The following is an 18574-nucleotide window of genomic DNA, read 5'->3' as shown; positions in this document are numbered from 1 at the left end:
ATCCGAAGATGGACGGGGTATCAACTAATCTGGCGTTGATTTTTGGCACGCTGTTGAGTTCTCAAGGAACGGACGCTTCCTTCGTACTCACCCTCTCGGGCTTTCCTCCGGGCGCTTCCCTTCGGTGTTTCCAACCTTACCAGATTCATTTTCCGTTCCGTTTCCGGTTCGGATTCTGTTTCCGGTGGCCGTTGGAGGGCCTTTTGTCTTTCGACTGCCTTTCGGCGGATCCGACTTTATCAGAGATTCTGAGTCGGAATTCCCGCCCCCTGGTTGGTCCCTCCGAGCACACGAGTGCGCCCCGGACTTCCCCTCAGGCGGAGCCGTAAACGTACTGGAGCGGGGCGGCCGATGCAAATCGGGGCGCCCCGCTCCAAGATCACTCGACCAGGTGTCAGTTCCGCTGCCGGTTCAGGCGGCAGACCTGGCGTCAGACCTCGACGACGACCGGGAGGATCATCGGGCGCCGGCGGTAGGTGTCGGAGACCCACTTGCCGACCGACCGGCGGATGAGCTGCTGCAGCTGGTGAGGCTCGGAGACGCCGTCCGCAGCGGACTTCTGGATGGCCTCCTCGATCTTCGGGATCACCGCGTCGAACGCGGCGTCCTCGATGCCGGAGCCGCGGGCGTGGATGTTGGGCCCGCCCACGACCTTGCCGGTCGTGGAGTCGACCACCAAGAAGACCGAGATGATGCCCTCGTCCCCGAGGATGCGGCGGTCCTTCAGATGGACCTCGGTGACATCGCCGACCGAGAGGCCGTCGACGTACACGTATCCCGCCTGGACCTTGCCGGTGATCTTGGCCTTGCCGTCGATCAGGTCGACGACCACGCCGTCCTCGGCGATGACGATGCGGTCCTTGGGTACGCCCGTCATCGCGCCGAGCTCGGCGTTGGCGCGGAGGTGGCGCCATTCGCCGTGGACCGGCATGAGGTTCTTCGGCTTGCAGATGTTGTAGAAGTACAGCAGCTCGCCGGCCGAGGCGTGGCCCGAGACATGGACCTTGGCGTTGCCCTTGTGGACGACGTTGGCACCCCAACGGGTGAGCCCGTTGATCACCCGGTAGACGGCATTCTCGTTACCCGGAATGAGTGACGAGGCCAGGATGACGGTGTCGCCCTGGACGATGCGGATCTGGTGGTCGCGGTTGGCCATGCGGGAGAGGGCCGCCATCGGCTCGCCCTGGGAACCCGTACAGACCAGCACGACCTCGTGGTCGGGGAGGTCGTCCAGCGTCTTGACGTCCACGACCAGGCCGGCCGGGACCTTGAGGTACCCGAGGTCACGGGCGATGCCCATGTTCCTGACCATCGAGCGGCCGACGAAGGCGACCCTGCGGCCGTACTCGTGCGCCGCGTCGAGGATCTGCTGGATGCGGTGGACGTGGCTGGCGAAGCTGGCCACGATGATGCGCTTCTGAGCACCCGCGAAGACGCCGCGCAGGACATTGGAGATGTCACGCTCGGCCGGGACGAAGCCGGGGACCTCGGCATTCGTCGAGTCGACCAGCAGGAGGTCGATCCCCTCCTCGCTCAGGCGGGCGAAGGAGTGGAGGTCCGTGAGCCGGCCGTCCATGGGGAGCTGGTCCATCTTGAAGTCGCCCGTGTGGACCGCCATGCCCGCAGGGGTGCGGATGGCGACGGCCAGGGCGTCCGGGATGGAGTGGTTGACCGCGATGAACTCGCAGTCGAAGGGGCCGATGCGCTCGCGATTGCCCTCGCTGACTTCGAGGGTGTACGGGCGGATGCGGTGCTCCTGGAGCTTCGCCTCGATCAGGGCGAGGGTCAGCTTGGAGCCGATCAGCGGGATGTCCTGCTTCAGCCGGAGCAGGTACGGAACACCGCCGATGTGGTCCTCGTGGCCGTGCGTGAGGACGATGCCCTCGATGTCGTCGAGGCGGTCCTTGATCGTGGTGAAGTCGGGCAGGATCAGGTCGACGCCGGGCTGCTCCTCCTCGGGAAAGAGCACGCCGCAGTCGACGATCAGCAGCCGGCCGTCGTATTCGAAGACGGTCATGTTTCGGCCGATCTCGCCGAGACCGCCGAGCGGGGTGACGCGCAGGCCGCCCTTGGGGAGCTTCGGCGGTGCGCCGAGTTCAGGATGCGGATGACTCAAAAGACTCTCCTCACCACACGCGCCACGTACCGCTTGGGCACGTGGCGCGCGTGACATTCGTGCACTTGCTGTTGTCGTTGAGGTGGTGCGTATTCACTTGGTTCGTATTCAGTTGTGAAGTCTGTGGTTACAGCTGTACCCCGCCGGCGGCGAGATCGATCTTGAGCTGGGCGGTCTCGGCCTCGGTGAGCTCGACGAGCGGAAGGCGCAGCGGGCCTGCGGGCAGGCCCTGGAGGGCGAGTGCCGCCTTGGTCGTGATGACGCCCTGGGTCCGGAACATACCGGTGAAGACCGGGAGCAGCTTCTGGTGGATCTCGGTGGCCTTCTGGACGTCGCCCGCGGTGTACGCGTCGACGAGGGCGCGCAGCTCCGGGGTGACGACGTGGCCGACCACGGAGACGAAGCCGACAGCGCCGACCGAGAGGAGCGGCAGGTTGAGCATGTCGTCGCCCGAGTACCAGGCGAGGCCGCTGCGGGCGATGGCCCAGCTGGCTCGGCCGAGGTCGCCCTTGGCGTCCTTGTTGGCGACGATCCGCGGGTGCGCGGCGAGGCGGACGATCGTCTCGGTGTCGATCGGAACGCCGCTGCGGCCCGGAATGTCGTACAGCATCACCGGGAGGCCCGTGGCATCGGCGATGGCCGAGAAGTGCCGGTACAGGCCCTCCTGAGGGGGCTTGTTGTAGTACGGCGTGACGGCGAGCAGGCCGTGCGCGCCGGCCCGCTCGGCGGCGCGGGCGAGCTCGATGCTGTGGTGGGTGTCGTTGGTGCCGATTCCGGCGACGACGTGGGCGCGGTCGCCCACGGCGTCGAGGACAGCTCGTACGAGCTGGTCTTTCTCCGCGTCACTGGTGGTCGGCGACTCGCCGGTGGTGCCGTTGATGATCAGGCCGTCGTTGCCTGCGTCCACCAGGTGGGTGGCGAGCCGCTGCGCGCCGTCGAGGTCGAGCGCGCCGTCCGCCATGAACGGCGTGACCATGGCGGTGAGGACCCGCCCGAAGGGGGTCTGCGGAGTGGAGATCGGTGCCATGGGTAACACGCTACTCGCTGCTCAGCGCATGGTGTCCCCTTGGGGGACGTGACATAGGACGTGGTCAGTGGAGCCCGGCACTGCCTGCTCGGGGGTTCAAGCAGTGCCGGGTCCGTTTGATCAGCCTAGATGAACTTCTCGAAACGTCGCAATACGGACACCGAGTAAGGCTGGCCGTACATCTGTGCCCTACGGGGCGACCCGTCCGTTCGCGTTGAAGGCGGCGTAGGTGAGCGGCATGAGCTTGGCCCAGTGCTCCTCCATCCTTTCGCCGACCATCTCGATCTCCCGCTGCGGGAAGGACGGGACCTTCGCCATGTCGTGCTGGGTACGCAGGCCGAGGAAGTGCATCAGCGAGCGCGCGTTGCACGTCGCGTACATCGACGAGTAGAGCCCGACGGGGAGGACCGAGCGCGCGACCTCGCGGGCGACGCCGGCCGCGAGCATCTCCTGGTACGCCTCGTACGACTGGCGGTACGAGTCCTCCATCACGCGGCCCGTGAGCTCCTGCTGGGCCTGGGTGCCCTCGACGAAGACGTACTTCCCCGGGCGGCCCTCCTGGACGAGCTTGCGGGACTCGTCCGGCACGTAGAAGACGGGCTGCAGCTCCCGGTAGCGGCCGGACTCCTCGTTGTACGACCAGCCGACGCGGTGGCGCATGAACTCGCGGAAGACGAAGATCGGGGCGCTGATGAAGAAGGTCATCGAGTTGTGCTCGAACGGGCTGCCGTGGCGGTCCCGCATCAGATAGTTGATGAGCCCCTTCGAGCGCTCGGGGTCCTTGGAGATCTCTTCCAGGGACTGCTCGCCCGCGGTGGAGACCCGGGCCGCCCACAGCACGTCGGAGTCGCCGGCGGTGTGCTTCACCAGCTCGACGGTGACTTCGCTGCGGAAGCTGGGCTTGATGTCGGCGGGGATCTCGGTCACCGGCGGGGGTCCTTCCAGTTGCGTCGCTCGGGCGGCGCCCACTCTACGGCGCGTCACTGACAACGCCGGGACGCGCTGGACCCGGCGGGCCCGAACGGGATCCCGTCGGGCTTCGTATGATTCTTCGGTCAATTCGTTGGAATCGGGCACCTCATGGACGTTCTGCGCGTCTGTACCTGTAGCAGCGACCAGAGACACAGGGCGCGCATCGCTCATCAGGCTCCAGGAGGCCCCCGTATGTTCCGCCGGCGAGAAGCCGTTCCGTTCGCATTCGTCGCCGAGGCCGAGCGTTTCCGCAGTAACGTCACTCCGCCGCCCAGGGAGCGCCCGAGCCGGTCGCAGCTCGTCGGACGTACGCTGATCGGCCTGACCGTCGTGGCCGGCCTGGCCGGGTCGCTGCTCCTCGGGATGCCCGCGCTGGAGTCCCCGCAGGCGCCCTCCCACACGATGCAGTCCGAGGCCTCCGACGGCCGCTGACTCGTACGGGCCCCCTGGGGTGGTCCGTTCCGGACCACCTCGGTAGCCTCACCAGGCACAGCCCATCGTGCTTGATGAGTGAGGATCAGCCGTGCCCCTGCCCTTTCTGACGGCCGACCGCGCCTTTGACGCGACGGCGGACGGCGATGTCGCCCTGCCGTTCGACGACCATGATCAGTGGCGGCGGCCGTACCGTCCGGGCCCCTGGCGGGTCGCGGCCGCGGCACTGGCCCTGCTGCTCGCGTCGTTCGTGCTGATCGCCGCTGTGATCATCGCGTTCGCCGGGGCCCTGCCGGGCGCGGGGGTGTGCTTCGGGCTCGCGTCACTGATGATCGCGTCGGCGCTGCGGCTGCTGCGTATGGGCGCATGGGTCAGCAGGCACGGCCTTCGCCGCGTCGGCTTTTTCTCGACCAGCACCGTCGCCTGGGGCCGGGTCCAGGCACTGCGCACGGTGCAGCAGCCGGTGCGCTGGCTGGGGCTGCCGCGGACGGTGCAGGGGCAGGCGCTCGTGCTCGTACGCGAGGCCGGTGAGCCGCTGACGCTGCTCACCGACCACAACGCGGACTTCCTTGCGCGGATCGAGGCGTTCGACCGCGCGGCGGACACGGTCGAGGCGTGGGGCGCGGAATACGGCACCGCGCACTGACCGCGCTTCGCCCGACACCCTGTTCGACTGCGGGCCGTGGGTGGGTTGTGCCCACCCGTACCTCCCCCTAGGACTCCGTCCTGGGGGAACCGTGCTGTGCCCTGCCCTCGTGGAGGGCGATCGCCTTCTGCATCGCCTTGCGGGCCCTCGGGGTGTCCCGGGCGTCGTGGTAGGCGACCGCCAGACGGAACCAGCAGCGCCAGTCGTCCGGTGAGTCCTCGGTCTCCTCGCGGCGCTTGGCGAAGACGGCGTCCGCGGAGTCGCGGTCGATACGGCCGCCCGGGGTACGGACCAGCTCGTCGACCGGCAGTCCGCCCTCCGCGTCCAGCTCGGCGGCCAGGGCATTGGCCTTCTTGACGAACTGGGTGTTCTTCCAGAGGAACCAGATGCCGATCACGGGCAGGACCAGCACCGCGGCACCGAACGCCACGGTGAGCGCGGTGCCCTGCCGGATCAGCATCACGCCCCGGCTGCCGACCAGGACGAAGTAGACGACCAGGGCGGCAGCCGTGACGAGGTACGTGATTTTCGCGCGCATGGCAGGAACCGGTCTCAGCCGAGGTCGAGGAAGTGTTCGAGGCCGAAGGTGAGCCCGGGCGTCGTCACCACGCGGCGCACACCGAGCAGGATGCCCGGCATGAAGCTGCTGTGGTGCAGGGAGTCGTGCCGGATGGTGAGGGTCTCGCCCTCGCCGCCGAGCAGCACCTCCTGGTGGGCCAGCAGCCCGCGGAGCCGCACGGCGTGCACCGGCACCCCGTCGACGTCCGCGCCACGGGCGCCGTCCAGGGCGGTGACGGTGGCGTCGGGCTGCGGGGCGCAGCCGGCCTCGGCACGGGCGGCAGCGATCAGCTGGGCGGTGCGCGTCGCGGTGCCCGACGGGGCGTCCGCCTTGTTCGGGTGGTGCAACTCGACGACCTCGACCGACTCGAAGTAGCGCGCGGCCTGGGCCGCGAACTTCATCGTGAGCACGGCGCCGATCGAGAAGTTGGGCGCGATGAGCACACCCGTCTCCGGGGAAGCGTCGAGCGAGGTGCGCAGATGCGCGAGGCGCTCGTCCGTCCAGCCCGTGGTGCCCACAACGGCGTGGATGCCGTGGCGTACGCAGAAGTCGAGATTGCCCATCACCGAGGCGGGCGTGGTCAGTTCGACCGCGACCTCGGCGCCGGCCTCGGCGAGGCTCTCCAGCTTGTCGCCCCGGCCGAGCGCGGCGACGAGTTCCATGTCATCGGCGGCCTCGATGGCCCGTACGGCTTCCGAGCCGATACGGCCCTGGGCACCGAGGACGGCCACGCGCAGCTTGCTCATGTTGCGTTCGCTCTCTACGAGACGGATTCGTGCAGGCGGTCCGCCTGCTTGTCCTTCAGCGGGCCGATCACCGACAGCGAGGGGCGCTGTCCCAGTACGTCGCGGGCGACCGCGCGTACGTCGTCCGGGGTGACCGCGGCTATGTTCGCCAGCATGTCGTCGACCGACATCTGGGAGCCCCAGCACAGCTCGCTCTTGCCGATGCGGTTCATCAGCGCGCCGGTGTCCTCGAGGCCGAGGACGGTCGAGCCGGAGAGCTGGCCGATGGCGCGGTCGATCTCGTCGTCCGGCAGTCCCTCGCCCGCGACCCGGTCGAGCTCCCCGCGGCAGATCTTCAGCACGTCGTGGACCTGGCCGGGCCGGCAGCCGGCGTAGACGCCGAAGAGCCCGCAGTCGGCGAAGCCCGAGGTGTACGAGTACACGCTGTAGGCGAGGCCGCGCTTCTCACGGACCTCCTGGAACAGGCGCGACGACATGCCACCGCCGAGTGCCGTGTTCAGTACGCCGAGGGCCCAGCGGCGGTCGTCCGTGCGCGGGAGGCCCGGCATGCCGAGGACGACATGGGCCTGCTCGGTCTTGCGGCCCAGCACCTCGACCCGGCCGGCGGTCCTGATCGTCCGGTGGCCGTCGCGCGGGGCGACCGGCGTGACGTCCGTACGGGTCAGGGCGCCGGCCTTGTCGAAGGCCTTGCGGACCTGGCGTACGACCGTGGCGTGATCGATGTTGCCCGCGGCCGCGACGACCAGGTGTGTCGGGTCGTAGTGCTTCTTGTAGAAGCGGGCGATCTGCGAGCGGTTCAGCGCGTTGATGGTGTCGACGGTGCCGAGGACCGGACGGCCGAGCGGGGTGTCGCCGAACATGGTGCGCGCGAAGAGGTCGTGGACGACGTCGCCCGGGTCGTCCTCGGTCATCGCGATCTCTTCGAGGATGACGCCGCGCTCGGCGTCGACGTCCTCGTCGAGGATCAGCGAGCCGGTGAGCATGTCGCAGACGACGTCGATCGCCAGCGGCAGATCGGTGTCGAGCACGCGCGCGTAGTAGCAGGTGTACTCCTTCGCCGTGAAGGCGTTCATCTCGCCGCCGACCGCGTCGATCGCGGCGGAGATGTCGAGGGCGGAGCGCTTGTGCGTGCCCTTGAAGAGCAGGTGCTCCAGGTAGTGCGTCGCGCCGTTCAGCGACGGGGTCTCGTCGCGGGAGCCGACGTGTGCCCAGATGCCGAAGGTGGCGGAGCGGACGGAGGGAAGGGTCTCGGTGACGATGCGCAGACCACCGGGGAGGGTGGTCTTGCGGACCGTTCCGATGCCGTGCTCGCCCTGGAGAAGCGTTTGGGTACGGGCGACGGCCCGCGCCTCCGAGGAGGTGCGGGCCGTCGTCCTGGAACTACGGGACGTCACTTGTCGGTGTCGTCCTTAGCGTCCTCGGCAGCGTCCTCGTCCGCGATCACGGGGATGAGGGAGAGCTTGCCGCGCTGGTCGATCTCGGCGATCTCGACCTGCACCTTGGAGCCGACCGCGAGCACGTCCTCGACGTTCTCCACGCGCTTGCCACCGGCGAGCTTGCGGATCTGCGAGATGTGCAGCAGGCCGTCCTTGCCGGGCATCAGGGAGACGAAGGCACCGAAGGTGGTGGTCTTGACGACCGTACCCAGGTAGCGCTCGCCGACCTCCGGCATGGTCGGGTTGGCGATCGAGTTGATCGTGGCGCGGGCGGCCTCGGCGGCCGGGCCCTCGGAAGCACCGATGTAGATGGTGCCGTCGTCCTCGATCGTGATCTCGGCGCCGGTGTCCTCCTGGATCTGGTTGATCATCTTGCCCTTGGGGCCGATGACCTCGCCGATCTTGTCCACGGGGATCTTGACGGTGATGATCCGCGGGGCGTTCGGGGACATCTCGTCCGGGGTGTCGATCGCTTCCATCATCACGTCGAGGATGTGGAGGCGGGCGTCGCGGGCCTGCTTGAGGGCCGCGGCCAGGACGGAGGCCGGGATGCCGTCCAGCTTGGTGTCGAGCTGGAGGGCGGTGACGAACTCCTTCGTACCGGCGACCTTGAAGTCCATGTCACCGAAGGCGTCCTCCGCACCGAGGATGTCGGTGAGGGCGACGTAGTGCGTCTTGCCGTCGATCTCCTGGGAGATCAGACCCATGGCGATACCGGCGACGGGGGCCTTGAGCGGCACACCGGCGTTCAGCAGGGACATGGTGGAGGCGCAGACGGAGCCCATGGACGTCGAGCCGTTGGAGCCGAGGGCCTCGGACACCTGGCGGATCGCGTACGGGAACTCCTCGCGGGTCGGCAGGACCGGCACGATGGCACGCTCGGCGAGGGCGCCATGGCCGATCTCACGGCGCTTCGGGGAGCCGACGCGGCCGGTCTCACCGACGGAGTACGGCGGGAAGTTGTAGTTGTGCATGTAGCGCTTGCGGGTCACCGGGGAAAGGGTGTCCAGCTGCTGCTCCATGCGGAGCATGTTGAGGGTGGTGACGCCCAGGATCTGGGTCTCGCCACGCTCGAACAGGGCGGATCCGTGCACGCGCGGGATCGCCTCGACCTCGGCGGCGAGCGTACGGATGTCCGTGACGCCGCGGCCGTCGATGCGCGTCTTCTCCTTGATGACGCGCTCACGGACCAGGGACTTGGTCAGCGAGCGGTACGCGGCGGAGATCTCCTTCTCGCGGCCCTCGAACTGCGGGAGCAGCTTCTCGGCGGCGAGACCCTTGACGCGGTCCAGCTCGGCCTCGCGGTCCTGCTTGCCGGCGATGGTCAGCGCCTGCGAGAGCTCGTCCTTGACGGCGGCGGTGAGCGCCTCCAGGACGTCGTCCTGGTACTCCAGGAAGACCGGGAACTCGCCGGTCGGCTTGGCGGCCTTGGCCGCGAGGTCCGACTGGGCCTTGCACAGGACCTTGATGAAGGGCTTCGCGGCCTCGAGACCCGCGGCGACGACCTCCTCGGTCGGGGCCTCGGCACCGCCCTTGACGAGCTCGATGGTCTTCTCGGTGGCCTCGGCCTCCACCATCATGATCGCGACGTCGCCGTCCTCCAGGACGCGGCCCGCGACCACCATGTCGAAGACGGCGTCCTCGAGCTCGGTGTGGGTCGGGAAGGCCACCCACTGGCCCTTGATCAGCGCGACACGGGTGCCGCCGATCGGGCCGGAGAAGGGCAGGCCGGCCAGCTGCGTGGAGCAGGAGGCGGCGTTGATCGCGACCACGTCGTAGAGGTGGTCGGGGTTGAGCGCCATGATCGTCTCGACGATCTGGATCTCGTTGCGCAGGCCCTTCTTGAAGGACGGGCGCAGCGGGCGGTCGATCAGGCGACACGTGAGTACCGCGTCCTCGGACGGGCGGCCCTCACGGCGGAAGAACGAGCCGGGGATCTTGCCCGCGGCGTACATCCGCTCCTCGACGTCGACCGTCAGAGGGAAGAAGTCCAGCTGGTCCTTGGGGGTCTTGGACGCGGTGGTGGCCGACAGCACCATGGTGTCGTCGTCCAGGTACGCAACGGCGGAGCCGGCGGCCTGCTTGGCCAGGCGGCCCGTCTCGAAGCGGATGGTGCGGGTGCCGAAGGAACCGTTGTCGATCACGGCTTCGGCGTAGTGGGTCTCGTTCTCCACCAGCGATATCTCCTCGTCTGCGTCCCCTCGCCCGTGTGGCATGGGGGACGGTGGCGGAGAAGCGCGCCTTGCGTGCGGGCCGGTCTTCGATCGAAGCACCCGGGGATGTGTCCCGGGGGCCACTACCGAGGACCGGCGGCGGAGGGGCGCTCCTCCTCTTCGTTATTGCGTTCTTCGGGTACTGCTTCGGTACTGCGTCATTGCGTTGTGCTGTGCGACCAGATTACTGACGTTTCCCGCAGGTCCGCACGTACAGCAAAGGGAGCGGCCCCCTAAGAGTGGGAACCGCTCCCTTCACGGCGTCTTACTTCGCGCCCGCCGCACCGCGACGGATGCCGAGGCGGTCGACCAGCGTACGGAAGCGCTGGATGTCCTTCTTGGCCAGGTACTGCAGCAGGCGGCGGCGCTGGCCGACCAGGATCAGCAGACCACGGCGGGAGTGGTGGTCGTGCTTGTGGGTCTTGAGGTGCTCGGTCAAGTCCGAGATGCGGCGGGAGAGCATCGCGACCTGGACCTCGGGGGAGCCGGTGTCGCCCTCCTTGGTGCCGAACTCGGCCATGATCTGCTTCTTCGTAGCGGCGTCGAGAGACACTCGGTACTCCTCTTGGTGTTCGATGCGCCTGCGAGTGCCCCTGGTCTTGGTCTCAGGGGAGCTTCCGTTACTCGGAGGCGAAGGCACGATGGGCGCTGCTCCCAGCTGCGCAGAGCCGAGGCTGGGGGCGCGTACACAAACGGCCGTCACACAGCGTACCAGTCCTCCTGACCGGCCCCGGACCGGCCCCCGGGCCGCCGGCTAGCTGGTCAGCGAGCGGGCCGCGTCGAAGACGTCCAGGACGGCCAGGCAGAGCGGGACCAGTGAGAGGAGCACCGCGCCCTCGGCGAGGTCGAGCAGCCGGCCCCAGAAGGGCGAGAGGCCCTTCTTCGGGATGACGAGACCGATCGCCGTGAGCAGCGAGGCCCCGGCGGCGACGGCCGCCGTGAGCCAGATCGTACGGATGTCGAGGCCGCCCCGGTCCCCGAAGATCAGCAGGTCCTTGACCAGGTCGGCCGGCGGGTTCAGGGAGAGGCCCAGGACGAGCAGGGCGATCGCGGCGAAGCCCGCGACGAGGACGCAGGCGACCTGCGAGGTGTAGCGGAAGAGACGCGCGCGCAGCAGCATCGCCAGGCCGGCGCCCAGGGCCAGGAACTGGCCCCAGACGTTGCCGGCGAAGCCGAGGACGGCCGCGGCGCCGACCACGACCGCGGCGCAGCCGCCGACCAGGCCGAGCAGCATCTCGTGGCCGCGGCGGGCCTGCAGCGCGATGCGCTCCGCGTCGACGGGCTGCGCCTCCGGCGTCTCGTGCGGGTCGGCGTGGAAGTCGTCGCCGGTCGCGCTGCGTGGCGAGGCGTACCCGATGGGCAGCCGGGCGAAGCGGGCCGAGAGGCCGGGCAGGAAGGCGACCAGCGCGATGGCGGCGGGGGCGCAGACCGCCGCGGTCGCGGTCGCCGACGCCTCGGTGAGGATCGCGGCGAAGGTGGCGAGGGTGCCGACGGTGGCCAGGAAGGTGGCGGCGACGAACGGGGCGTCGCCGCTCGGGGTGAGGACGACCAGGGCGACCGAGGCGACCAGCACGGTCACGCAGCCCAGCAGGAACTGCAGCCGGCCGGGTCCGTGCCCCGCGGCCGGGCCGATGATCCCGGAGCCGGCGATGAGCAGCAGCGGCAGCGCACCGAGCCCGAGCGCGACGGCGGTGGCCCGGTCGGAGTACACCCGGGCGCGCACGGCGGCGAAGGCGGTCAGCAGCACACCGGCGGCGCCGGCGACGACGCCGGGCAGGCTGTGCATGTCGTGGCGGACGGGGTCGGCGAACCAGAGCACGAAGCCCATGAGGACGAGCAGCAGCACTCCGCCGGCGAGTCCGGCACCGCGCAGCAGGTCGTCGCTCCACAGATGGCGGTCGCGGGTGACGGCCGCGGCGACGGCGTCGGCGACGTCGTCGAAGACCGCGGGCGGCAGCGACTGGGCGAACGGGCGGAGGCTGAGCACCTCTCCGTCGAGCACCTGCTGGGCGGCGAGCGTGCGCGCGCCGTCGAGGACGGTGCCGTCACGGCGGACCAGGTGGTACCCGGTGGGAGTTCCGGCGGACTGTGTCTGGCCGGTGAGCCGCAGGATCTCCGGGTAGACATCGGCGACGGCGATGTCCTCCGGGAGGGCGACGTCGATCCGGCTGTCGGGCGCCACGACAGTGACGCGGCAGAAGCCGGTCGCTGCGGTCGTACTCACGTGTCTGGACCCCCTGAAAGGCGTTGGCGCACGGGCTGATTCGCGGTTGCGCACGGTGCGCGGTCACCCTACCGGGACGTGGTGTTACGGCCTGCAAGTAGGATCACCGTCGCGCGGAGGGAAGTCCGCGAAGCAAAGGCAGTCACGGGGGCGCCGGTGCGGATTCCGGCATCGTCAGACCTCCGGCTTCCATCCGTACCGAGGGATTGATGTTCCGGTGAGCCAGATCGTCGTCAAACGCCCGCCGCGCTCCCTTCCGCCCGAAGTGCCCAGCGACGAGCTGACGCTGGAGTCCCCGCCGGAGCTGCCGCGGGGTCAGCAGGAGTCCATGCTGATGCAGTTGCTGCCGATGCTCGGCATGGGCTCGTCAGTGGTGTTCTTCTTCATGCCGAACGCCCATCCGTTCATGCGGATCATGGGTGTGCTGATGCTGGTGTCGACGCTCGCGATGGCGATCGCCCAACTCGTCAGATTCCGCAAGGGTACGCAGGGGCAAATTGCCGATGTTCGTCGCGACTACCTCAAATACCTCGCGCAGACGCGGCGTACGGTGCGCAGGACCGCACGGGCGCAGCGCGACGCGCAGTTGTATCTGCACGCTTCCCCCGAGCAGCTGTGGTCGGTCGTGGCCGAGGGCTCGCGTGTGTGGGAACGGCGCGTCGGTGACGAGGACTTCGGGCAGGTGCGGATCGGGCTCGGCGCGCAGCAGCTGTCGACGCCGCTGATCGCGCCGGACACGGCGCCGGTGGACGAGCTGGAGCCGCTGTGCGCGGGGGCGATGCAGCAGTTCCTGGCGGTGCACGGCTCGCTGGACGGGCTGCCGATGGCCGTGTCGATGCGGGCCTTTTACCACATGACGGTGTCCGGTGAGCCTGAGTCGGCGCAGTCGACGGCCCGTGCGCTGGTGTCGCAGCTGGTGACGCTGCACTCCCCCGAGGACCTGATGCTCGCGGTGGTGGCGGCGCCCGGCGCCGTGGCTCGCTGGGACTGGACGAAGTGGCTGCCGCACACGCAGGTGCTCGGGCAGGTCGACGGGGCCGGTGCGAAGCGGCTGTTCGGCGACGACCTGGGGGAGCTGGAGCAGCTGCTGCGGAGCAGGCTGGACGGGCGGCCGCGGTTCGGCCGCGACAGCCGCCCGGTCCTCGACCAGCCGCACGTCGTCGTCGTGCTCGACGGCGGGATGGTCCCGCCGGACTCGCTGTTCGCCGCGGCCGAGGGGCTTCAGGGCGTCACCATCGTCGAGGTCGTCCACGGTGAGCTGGACGACCCGCGGGGCGGGCTCTCGATCGTCGTACGGCCCGGGCGGCTGCGGCTGGAGTCGGGCGCCGGTTACGCCTACGAGGGCGTGCCGGACGCGATGTCTCTGCCGGCCGCCGAGGCGCTGGCGCGGCAGCTGGCGCCGCTGCGGATGGGCGGGGGTGACGACGACGAACCGCTGCTCGCCAACCTGGACTTCACGGATCTGCTGAACCTGGGCGACGCGGCGTCGGTGGACGTGACGCGCACGTGGCGGCCGCGGTCGACGGCGGAGCGGCTGCGGGTGCCCATCGGTGTCGGCGAGGACGGCCGGCCGGTGATGCTGGACCTCAAGGAGGCCGCGCAGGAAGGCATGGGGCCGCACGGTCTGTGCGTGGGCGCGACCGGTTCCGGCAAGTCTGAGCTGCTGCGCACGCTGGTCCTCGGTCTCGCGGTGACGCACTCGTCCGAGACGCTGAACTTCGTGCTGGCGGACTTCAAGGGTGGTGCGACCTTCGCGGGAATGTCGCAGATGCCGCACGTGGCGGCGGTCATCACCAACCTCGCGGACGATCTGACACTAGTCGACCGCATGGGCGACGCGATCCGCGGTGAGCTGCAGCGCCGCCAGGAGCTGCTGCGCTCGGCGGGCAACTACGCGAACATCCACGACTACGAGAAGGCGCGCGCGGCCGGTGCGCCGCTGGAGCCGCTGGCCTCGCTGGTCCTGGTCATCGACGAGTTCTCCGAACTGCTGACCGCCAAGCCGGACTTCATCGACATGTTCATCCAGATCGGCCGCATCGGCCGTTCGCTGGGTGTGCATCTGCTGCTGGCCTCGCAGCGCCTGGAGGAGGGCAAGCTGCGCGGCCTGGACACGTATCTCTCGTACCGGATCGGTCTGCGGACGTTCTCGGCGGCCGAGTCGCGCACGGCGATCGGTGTGCCCGACGCGTACCACCTGCCGTCGGTGCCGGGCTCGGGCTATCTGAAGTTCGGTACGGACGAGATGACCCGCTTCAAGGCGGCGTACGTGTCCGGTACGTACCGCACGGGCGGGCCGCAGCTCTCCGCCGACCAGCTGCCGATCGAGCGGCGGCCCGCGGTCTTCACCGCGGCGCCGGTCCCGGTCGTGTACGCGGCGCCCGACCCTGCGTACCTCGCCGCGTCCCGCAGCGGCGAGGACGACGCGCTCGCCGACACCGTGCTCGATGTGATCGTGCGCCGGCTGGAAGGGCAGGGCGTGCCCGCGCACCAGGTGTGGCTGCCCCCGCTGGACCAGGCGCCGCCGCTCGACCAGCTGCTGCCGGGCCTCGCACAGACGGCGGACCGCGGGCTGACGGCGACGGAGTACACGCGCCCGGGCGGTCTGGTCGTACCGCTCGGTCTGATCGACAAGCCGTTCGAGCAGCGGCGCGAGGTGCTGTACCGGGACTTCTCGGGCGCGGCGGGCCACATGATGGTGGTCGGCGGCCCGCAGTCGGGCAAGTCGACGATGATGCGCACGCTGATCTCGTCGTTCGCGCTCACCCACACCCCGCACGAAGTGCAGTTCTACGCCCTGGACTTCGGCGGCGGCGGGCTCTCCTCGCTGGCGGACCTGCCGCATGTGGGCGGTGTCGCGTCGCGGCTGGACCCGGAGCGGGTGCGGCGCACGGTCGCGGAGGTCGCGGGCGTGCTGAACCGGCGCGAGGAGTTCTTCCGCTCGCACAGCATCGACTCCATCGCCACCTACCGGCGCAAGCGGGCCGCGGGTGAACTGCCCGGCGAGGCCTGGGGCGACGTCTTCCTGGTCATCGACGGCTGGGGCGGGTTCAAGAACGACTACGACACGCTGGAGCCCGTCGTCGCGGACATCGCGGCACGCGGTCTCGGCTACGGCGTCCATGTCGTCATCACCGCCGCGCGCTACATGGAGGTGCGCGCGGCGCTCAAGGACCAGATGCTGGGCCGTCTCGAACTGCGCCTCGGTGACGTCATGGACTCCGAGTTCGACCGCAAGGTCGCCGCGAACGTGCCGGCGGGTGTGCCGGGCCGTGGCCAGGTGCCGGAGAAGCTGCACTTCATGGGGGCGCTTCCGAGGATCGACGGCTCGAGCAGCTCGGTCGACCTCGCGGACGGCGCGGCGGCGTTCGTGCAGGCCGTGAAGGGCAGCTGGTCGGGCGCTGCGGCCCCGGGCGTGCGGCTGCTGCCGCGCATGCTCCGCGCGGACCAGCTGCCGAAGGGCTTCGAGTTCCCGCAGCACGGCATCGCGATCGGTATCGACGAGACCAACCTGGAGCCGGTGTTCGTCGACTTCGAGTCCGACCCGTTCTTCATGATCTTCGGCGAGAGCGAGTCCGGGAAGACCGGTCTGCTGCGGCTCATCGCCAAGCAGATCTCCGAGCGGTACTCCCCGGAGCAGGCCCGGATCGTCGTCGGCGACTACCGGCGCACGATGCTGGAGGCCGTGCCGTCCTCGCACCTGCTGGAGTACGCGCCGATGGCGTCGGCCATGCAGATGCACATGGACGCGATCAACACGGTGATGACGAAGCGCGCCCCGAAGCCGGACATCACCGCGCAGCAGCTGCGCGACCGCAGCTGGTGGAACGGCCCGCAGCTGTTCGTGCTCATCGACGACTACGAACTCGTCTCGACCAACTCCGGCAACCCGATGCAGGTGCTCGTGGAGAACCTGCCGTTCGCGCGCGACGTCGGTATCCGCTTCATCGTCGCGCGGAATGCCGCGGGCGCCTCGCGTGCGCTCTACGAGCCGTTCATGCAGCGCATGAAGGAGCTGGGCGCCCAGGGCGTGATCCTCTCCGGCGACCCGGGCGAGGGCGACATCCTGGGCCACGTCCGGGCCCGCCCGATGCCTCCGGGACGCGGCACGTTCGTGTCGCGGAAGCGGGGGACGCCGCTGGTGCAGCTGGGGTGGCAGGCGGACCGGTGAGGTGATCGCCGACGCGGTCCGCGGCCGGGGCCGAATTCGTTCTCCGTGCCGCCGGCAATGTCAGGATGCAGCAATGCTCTCCCTGAACGAAGCCGTCGACGCGGACGGTCCTTTCATCGGCCCGATCCACAAGGTATTGATCGTGCCCAAGGACGGCTCGGCCCCGCACTTCGCGCCGACGCACTTCACGCCGGAGCAGTTCCGCGACTACCTCGACCGGGGCGAGTGGCTGCCCCGCAAGGCCTGAACCATGCACGCAGACCCCCAGCACCTCGCCCTCCGCTGGCTCCACGCCACCTACCACGGCCTCGTGGAGCTCGCCGTGCCCCACCCCGTGGCGGAGGACGCCCTCACCTGGCTCTTCGCCTGCCGCACCGTCGAGCAGCCGGGCTGTCCACGGACCCCGATGCTGGCCGCCTCGCTCGTCGTGCCCAAGGACGGCGGCGTGCCCTTCCATCCCGCGGCGAACGATCCGTGGGGGGACGCCGCCGCGTACACGAACGCGCCGGCGCCACGGGACCCCGCCACCCAGGCCCGGCGGCTGAACTCCCGCGGGTGCGTGGTCTCCGTCGCCGCGGCGCTGGCCGGGGCGACGGCGACTCCCCTGCCCTGGCAGCCCGCGCACGAGGCACCCGGCTGGTGGGAGCTGCTGTTGCGGAGGTACTTCCCCTCGGCGGAGCAGTTGCGGTGTGCCACCTGGGACGAGGTCATCACCCGGATGCGCGGGACCGGTCCGGGCACGCAGGGGGTCGTGTGGGTGCGGCGTACCGTCGGGGGCGTCGAGGCGAGCGGGCACCTGCTGTACGCGCACAACAAGGACGGCCAGGTGGTCTTCCTGGACGGGATGACGGGCGGGCTCGCCCGGCTGGACACGGCAGGTGTGCTGGAGCTCGTCCTCGCCCGGCTGCGGCCCCCGGCCGCCCCCGCGCCCGTCGCACCCGATCCGTACCGGGGAGAGGCCCACGACTTCGGGGCCGCGGTGGAGAAGGCTCGTGACTGGCTGCGGCGCACCTATCGGGAGCCGGTCGTGCTGGTGGACCCGAGTGCCGAGGACGAGACCGAGCGCGGGTGGCTCTTCGCCGTCAACACCGAGGCGTTCGCCGGCACCGGGGACTGGCGGCACGGCATGCTCGACGCCGCTCTGGTCGTACCGAAGGCGGCCGCCGAGCCGTTCGGGCTGCCCAACTCCTCCCCGTGGGCATGGCTGGAGGCGTGGAACCGAGGCGGGGAGCCCGGCACGGACGGGCTGACGCTGCCGCCCGAGCCCGGGCCGGCGGCCTGGCTGGGACCCACCCTCGGCGAGCTGGGGGCGACGGCCGTGTCGGTCTCCGAGCACACCGAATGGGGTTCGCTGCTCGACGAGTTGTCGGCCATGGAGGTGGGCGCCCGGGCGCTGATCTGGGCGCGGCGCACGGACCGGAGGGGACGGGAGTCCGTGGGGCTCGTGCTCACCGGCTTCCGGTCGGAGCAGGGCATCGGGGTGATGGACAGCTCCGCGGCACCGGTCACCGATCTCACCGACGTGGCGGCGGCACGCTTTCACCTGATCCGGTACCGGTGATCACCGCTCACCCGCGGGGCGGGGCCCAGTAGGGTGAACTGGTAGCTCGTACCGGTAGCTCGTTCGCACGACCCGGATTGACCCGGAAGGGACCGCACCCATGACCGACGCAGCGGACAAGGAACGTCAGAAGGAAGAGCTGTACGCGCTCGACATCTCGGACGTCGAGTGGCACGGTGCGCCGGGGACGAGTCCGGACGAGGAGCGCGTGGAGATCGCCTATCTGCCCGGTGGGGCGGTGGCGATGCGGTCGTCGCTGGAACCGGAGACGGTGCTGCGGTACACGGAGGCCGAGTGGCGTGCGTTCGTCCTGGGCGCGCGGGACGGGGAGTTCGACCTCATGTAGGTGACATCCGTACATGCGAAAGGGGGGTGGCCCCCCAGGGACGGGCAACCCCCCTTCCCCCGCCCGAAAGAACGGCGCCCCAATCCCCCCACACACCGGAAAACCCAACCTCGCCCCCGTCCCCG

15 protein-coding genes are annotated in these 18574 nt (G+C 69.7%); 6 read left to right on the top strand and 9 right to left on the bottom strand.

Annotated elements, in window-relative coordinates:
- Nucleotides 1-430: 430 nt before the first annotated feature.
- From ACFV9O_RS05185 to thyX, 3 genes are all read right to left on the bottom strand, one after another.
- Nucleotides 431-2116: a ribonuclease J gene (locus ACFV9O_RS05185; RefSeq protein ID WP_385412463.1), complete on the bottom strand. Its 1686-nt coding sequence runs from the start codon at nucleotides 2114-2116 to the stop codon at nucleotides 431-433.
- Between the two features lie 127 nt (nucleotides 2117-2243).
- Complete coding sequence (dapA, locus tag ACFV9O_RS05180; protein ID WP_385412460.1) at nucleotides 2244-3143, bottom strand: 4-hydroxy-tetrahydrodipicolinate synthase; 900 nt, start codon at nucleotides 3141-3143, stop codon at nucleotides 2244-2246.
- Nucleotides 3144-3332: 189 nt separating this feature from the next.
- On the bottom strand, nucleotides 3333-4070 hold the full coding sequence (gene thyX / locus ACFV9O_RS05175) for an FAD-dependent thymidylate synthase (protein ID WP_385412457.1): 738 nt from the start codon (nucleotides 4068-4070) through the stop codon (nucleotides 3333-3335).
- A 237-nt stretch (nucleotides 4071-4307) separates the two neighbouring features.
- On the opposite strand from thyX, the gene ACFV9O_RS05170 reads away from it, so the two are divergent.
- Together ACFV9O_RS05170 and ACFV9O_RS05165 are read left to right on the top strand one after the other, a co-directional pair.
- Nucleotides 4308-4547 (top strand): hypothetical protein, encoded by a 240-nt coding sequence (locus tag ACFV9O_RS05170; protein WP_385412455.1) that lies wholly within the window; start codon nucleotides 4308-4310, stop codon nucleotides 4545-4547.
- Between the two features lie 91 nt (nucleotides 4548-4638).
- Entirely contained in the window at nucleotides 4639-5193 is a 555-nt protein-coding gene (locus ACFV9O_RS05165) for a hypothetical protein (protein WP_385412453.1), read from the top strand.
- Nucleotides 5194-5260: 67 nt separating this feature from the next.
- Here ACFV9O_RS05165 and ACFV9O_RS05160 read toward each other — a convergent pair whose 3' ends face one another.
- The 6 genes from ACFV9O_RS05160 to eccD form a co-directional block, all read right to left on the bottom strand.
- Entirely contained in the window at nucleotides 5261-5731 is a 471-nt protein-coding gene (locus tag ACFV9O_RS05160; RefSeq protein ID WP_385412452.1) for a hypothetical protein, read from the bottom strand.
- A gap of 14 nt (nucleotides 5732-5745) precedes the next feature.
- Nucleotides 5746-6498 (bottom strand): 4-hydroxy-tetrahydrodipicolinate reductase, encoded by a 753-nt coding sequence (dapB, locus tag ACFV9O_RS05155; RefSeq protein WP_385412449.1) that lies wholly within the window; start codon nucleotides 6496-6498, stop codon nucleotides 5746-5748.
- A gap of 14 nt (nucleotides 6499-6512) precedes the next feature.
- Complete coding sequence (locus tag ACFV9O_RS05150; RefSeq protein WP_385412447.1) at nucleotides 6513-7892, bottom strand: M16 family metallopeptidase; 1380 nt, start codon at nucleotides 7890-7892, stop codon at nucleotides 6513-6515.
- Entirely contained in the window at nucleotides 7889-10108 is a 2220-nt protein-coding gene (locus tag ACFV9O_RS05145) for a polyribonucleotide nucleotidyltransferase (protein ID WP_385412444.1), read from the bottom strand. Before ACFV9O_RS05145 ends, ACFV9O_RS05150 begins: the two co-directional genes overlap by 4 nt.
- A 304-nt stretch (nucleotides 10109-10412) precedes the next feature.
- Nucleotides 10413-10700 (bottom strand): 30S ribosomal protein S15, encoded by a 288-nt coding sequence (gene rpsO, locus ACFV9O_RS05140; RefSeq protein ID WP_322725099.1) that lies wholly within the window; start codon nucleotides 10698-10700, stop codon nucleotides 10413-10415.
- Nucleotides 10701-10901: 201 nt separating this feature from the next.
- Nucleotides 10902-12371, bottom strand: coding sequence for a type VII secretion integral membrane protein EccD (gene eccD, locus ACFV9O_RS05135; protein ID WP_385412441.1), 1470 nt, complete (start codon nucleotides 12369-12371; stop codon nucleotides 10902-10904).
- Between the two features lie 217 nt (nucleotides 12372-12588).
- Between eccD and eccCa the strand changes: the two genes are divergently transcribed.
- From eccCa to ACFV9O_RS05115, 4 genes are all read left to right on the top strand, one after another.
- The gene (gene eccCa / locus ACFV9O_RS05130) at nucleotides 12589-16542 is read left to right on the top strand and encodes a type VII secretion protein EccCa (RefSeq protein ID WP_385412438.1); all 3954 of its coding nucleotides are present in this window, start codon (nucleotides 12589-12591) and stop codon (nucleotides 16540-16542) included.
- A gap of 73 nt (nucleotides 16543-16615) precedes the next feature.
- Nucleotides 16616-16789, top strand: coding sequence for a hypothetical protein (locus ACFV9O_RS05125; RefSeq protein WP_385412435.1), 174 nt, complete (start codon nucleotides 16616-16618; stop codon nucleotides 16787-16789).
- A 3-nt stretch (nucleotides 16790-16792) separates the two neighbouring features.
- The gene (locus tag ACFV9O_RS05120) at nucleotides 16793-18103 is read left to right on the top strand and encodes a YrhB domain-containing protein (RefSeq protein WP_385412432.1); all 1311 of its coding nucleotides are present in this window, start codon (nucleotides 16793-16795) and stop codon (nucleotides 18101-18103) included.
- Nucleotides 18104-18203: 100 nt separating this feature from the next.
- Nucleotides 18204-18449 carry a DUF397 domain-containing protein gene (locus tag ACFV9O_RS05115; RefSeq protein WP_385412430.1) on the top strand — a complete coding sequence of 82 codons (246 nt, stop codon included), beginning with the start codon at nucleotides 18204-18206 and terminating at the stop codon, nucleotides 18447-18449.
- Nucleotides 18450-18574: the final 125 nt, after the last annotated feature.

Source organism: Streptomyces sp. NPDC059909 (assembly GCF_042730885.1).
GTDB lineage: Bacteria > Actinomycetota > Actinomycetes > Streptomycetales > Streptomycetaceae > Streptomyces.
Note: the sequence above shows the minus strand (reverse complement) of the source record. Positions and strands in the feature narration are given on the sequence as shown.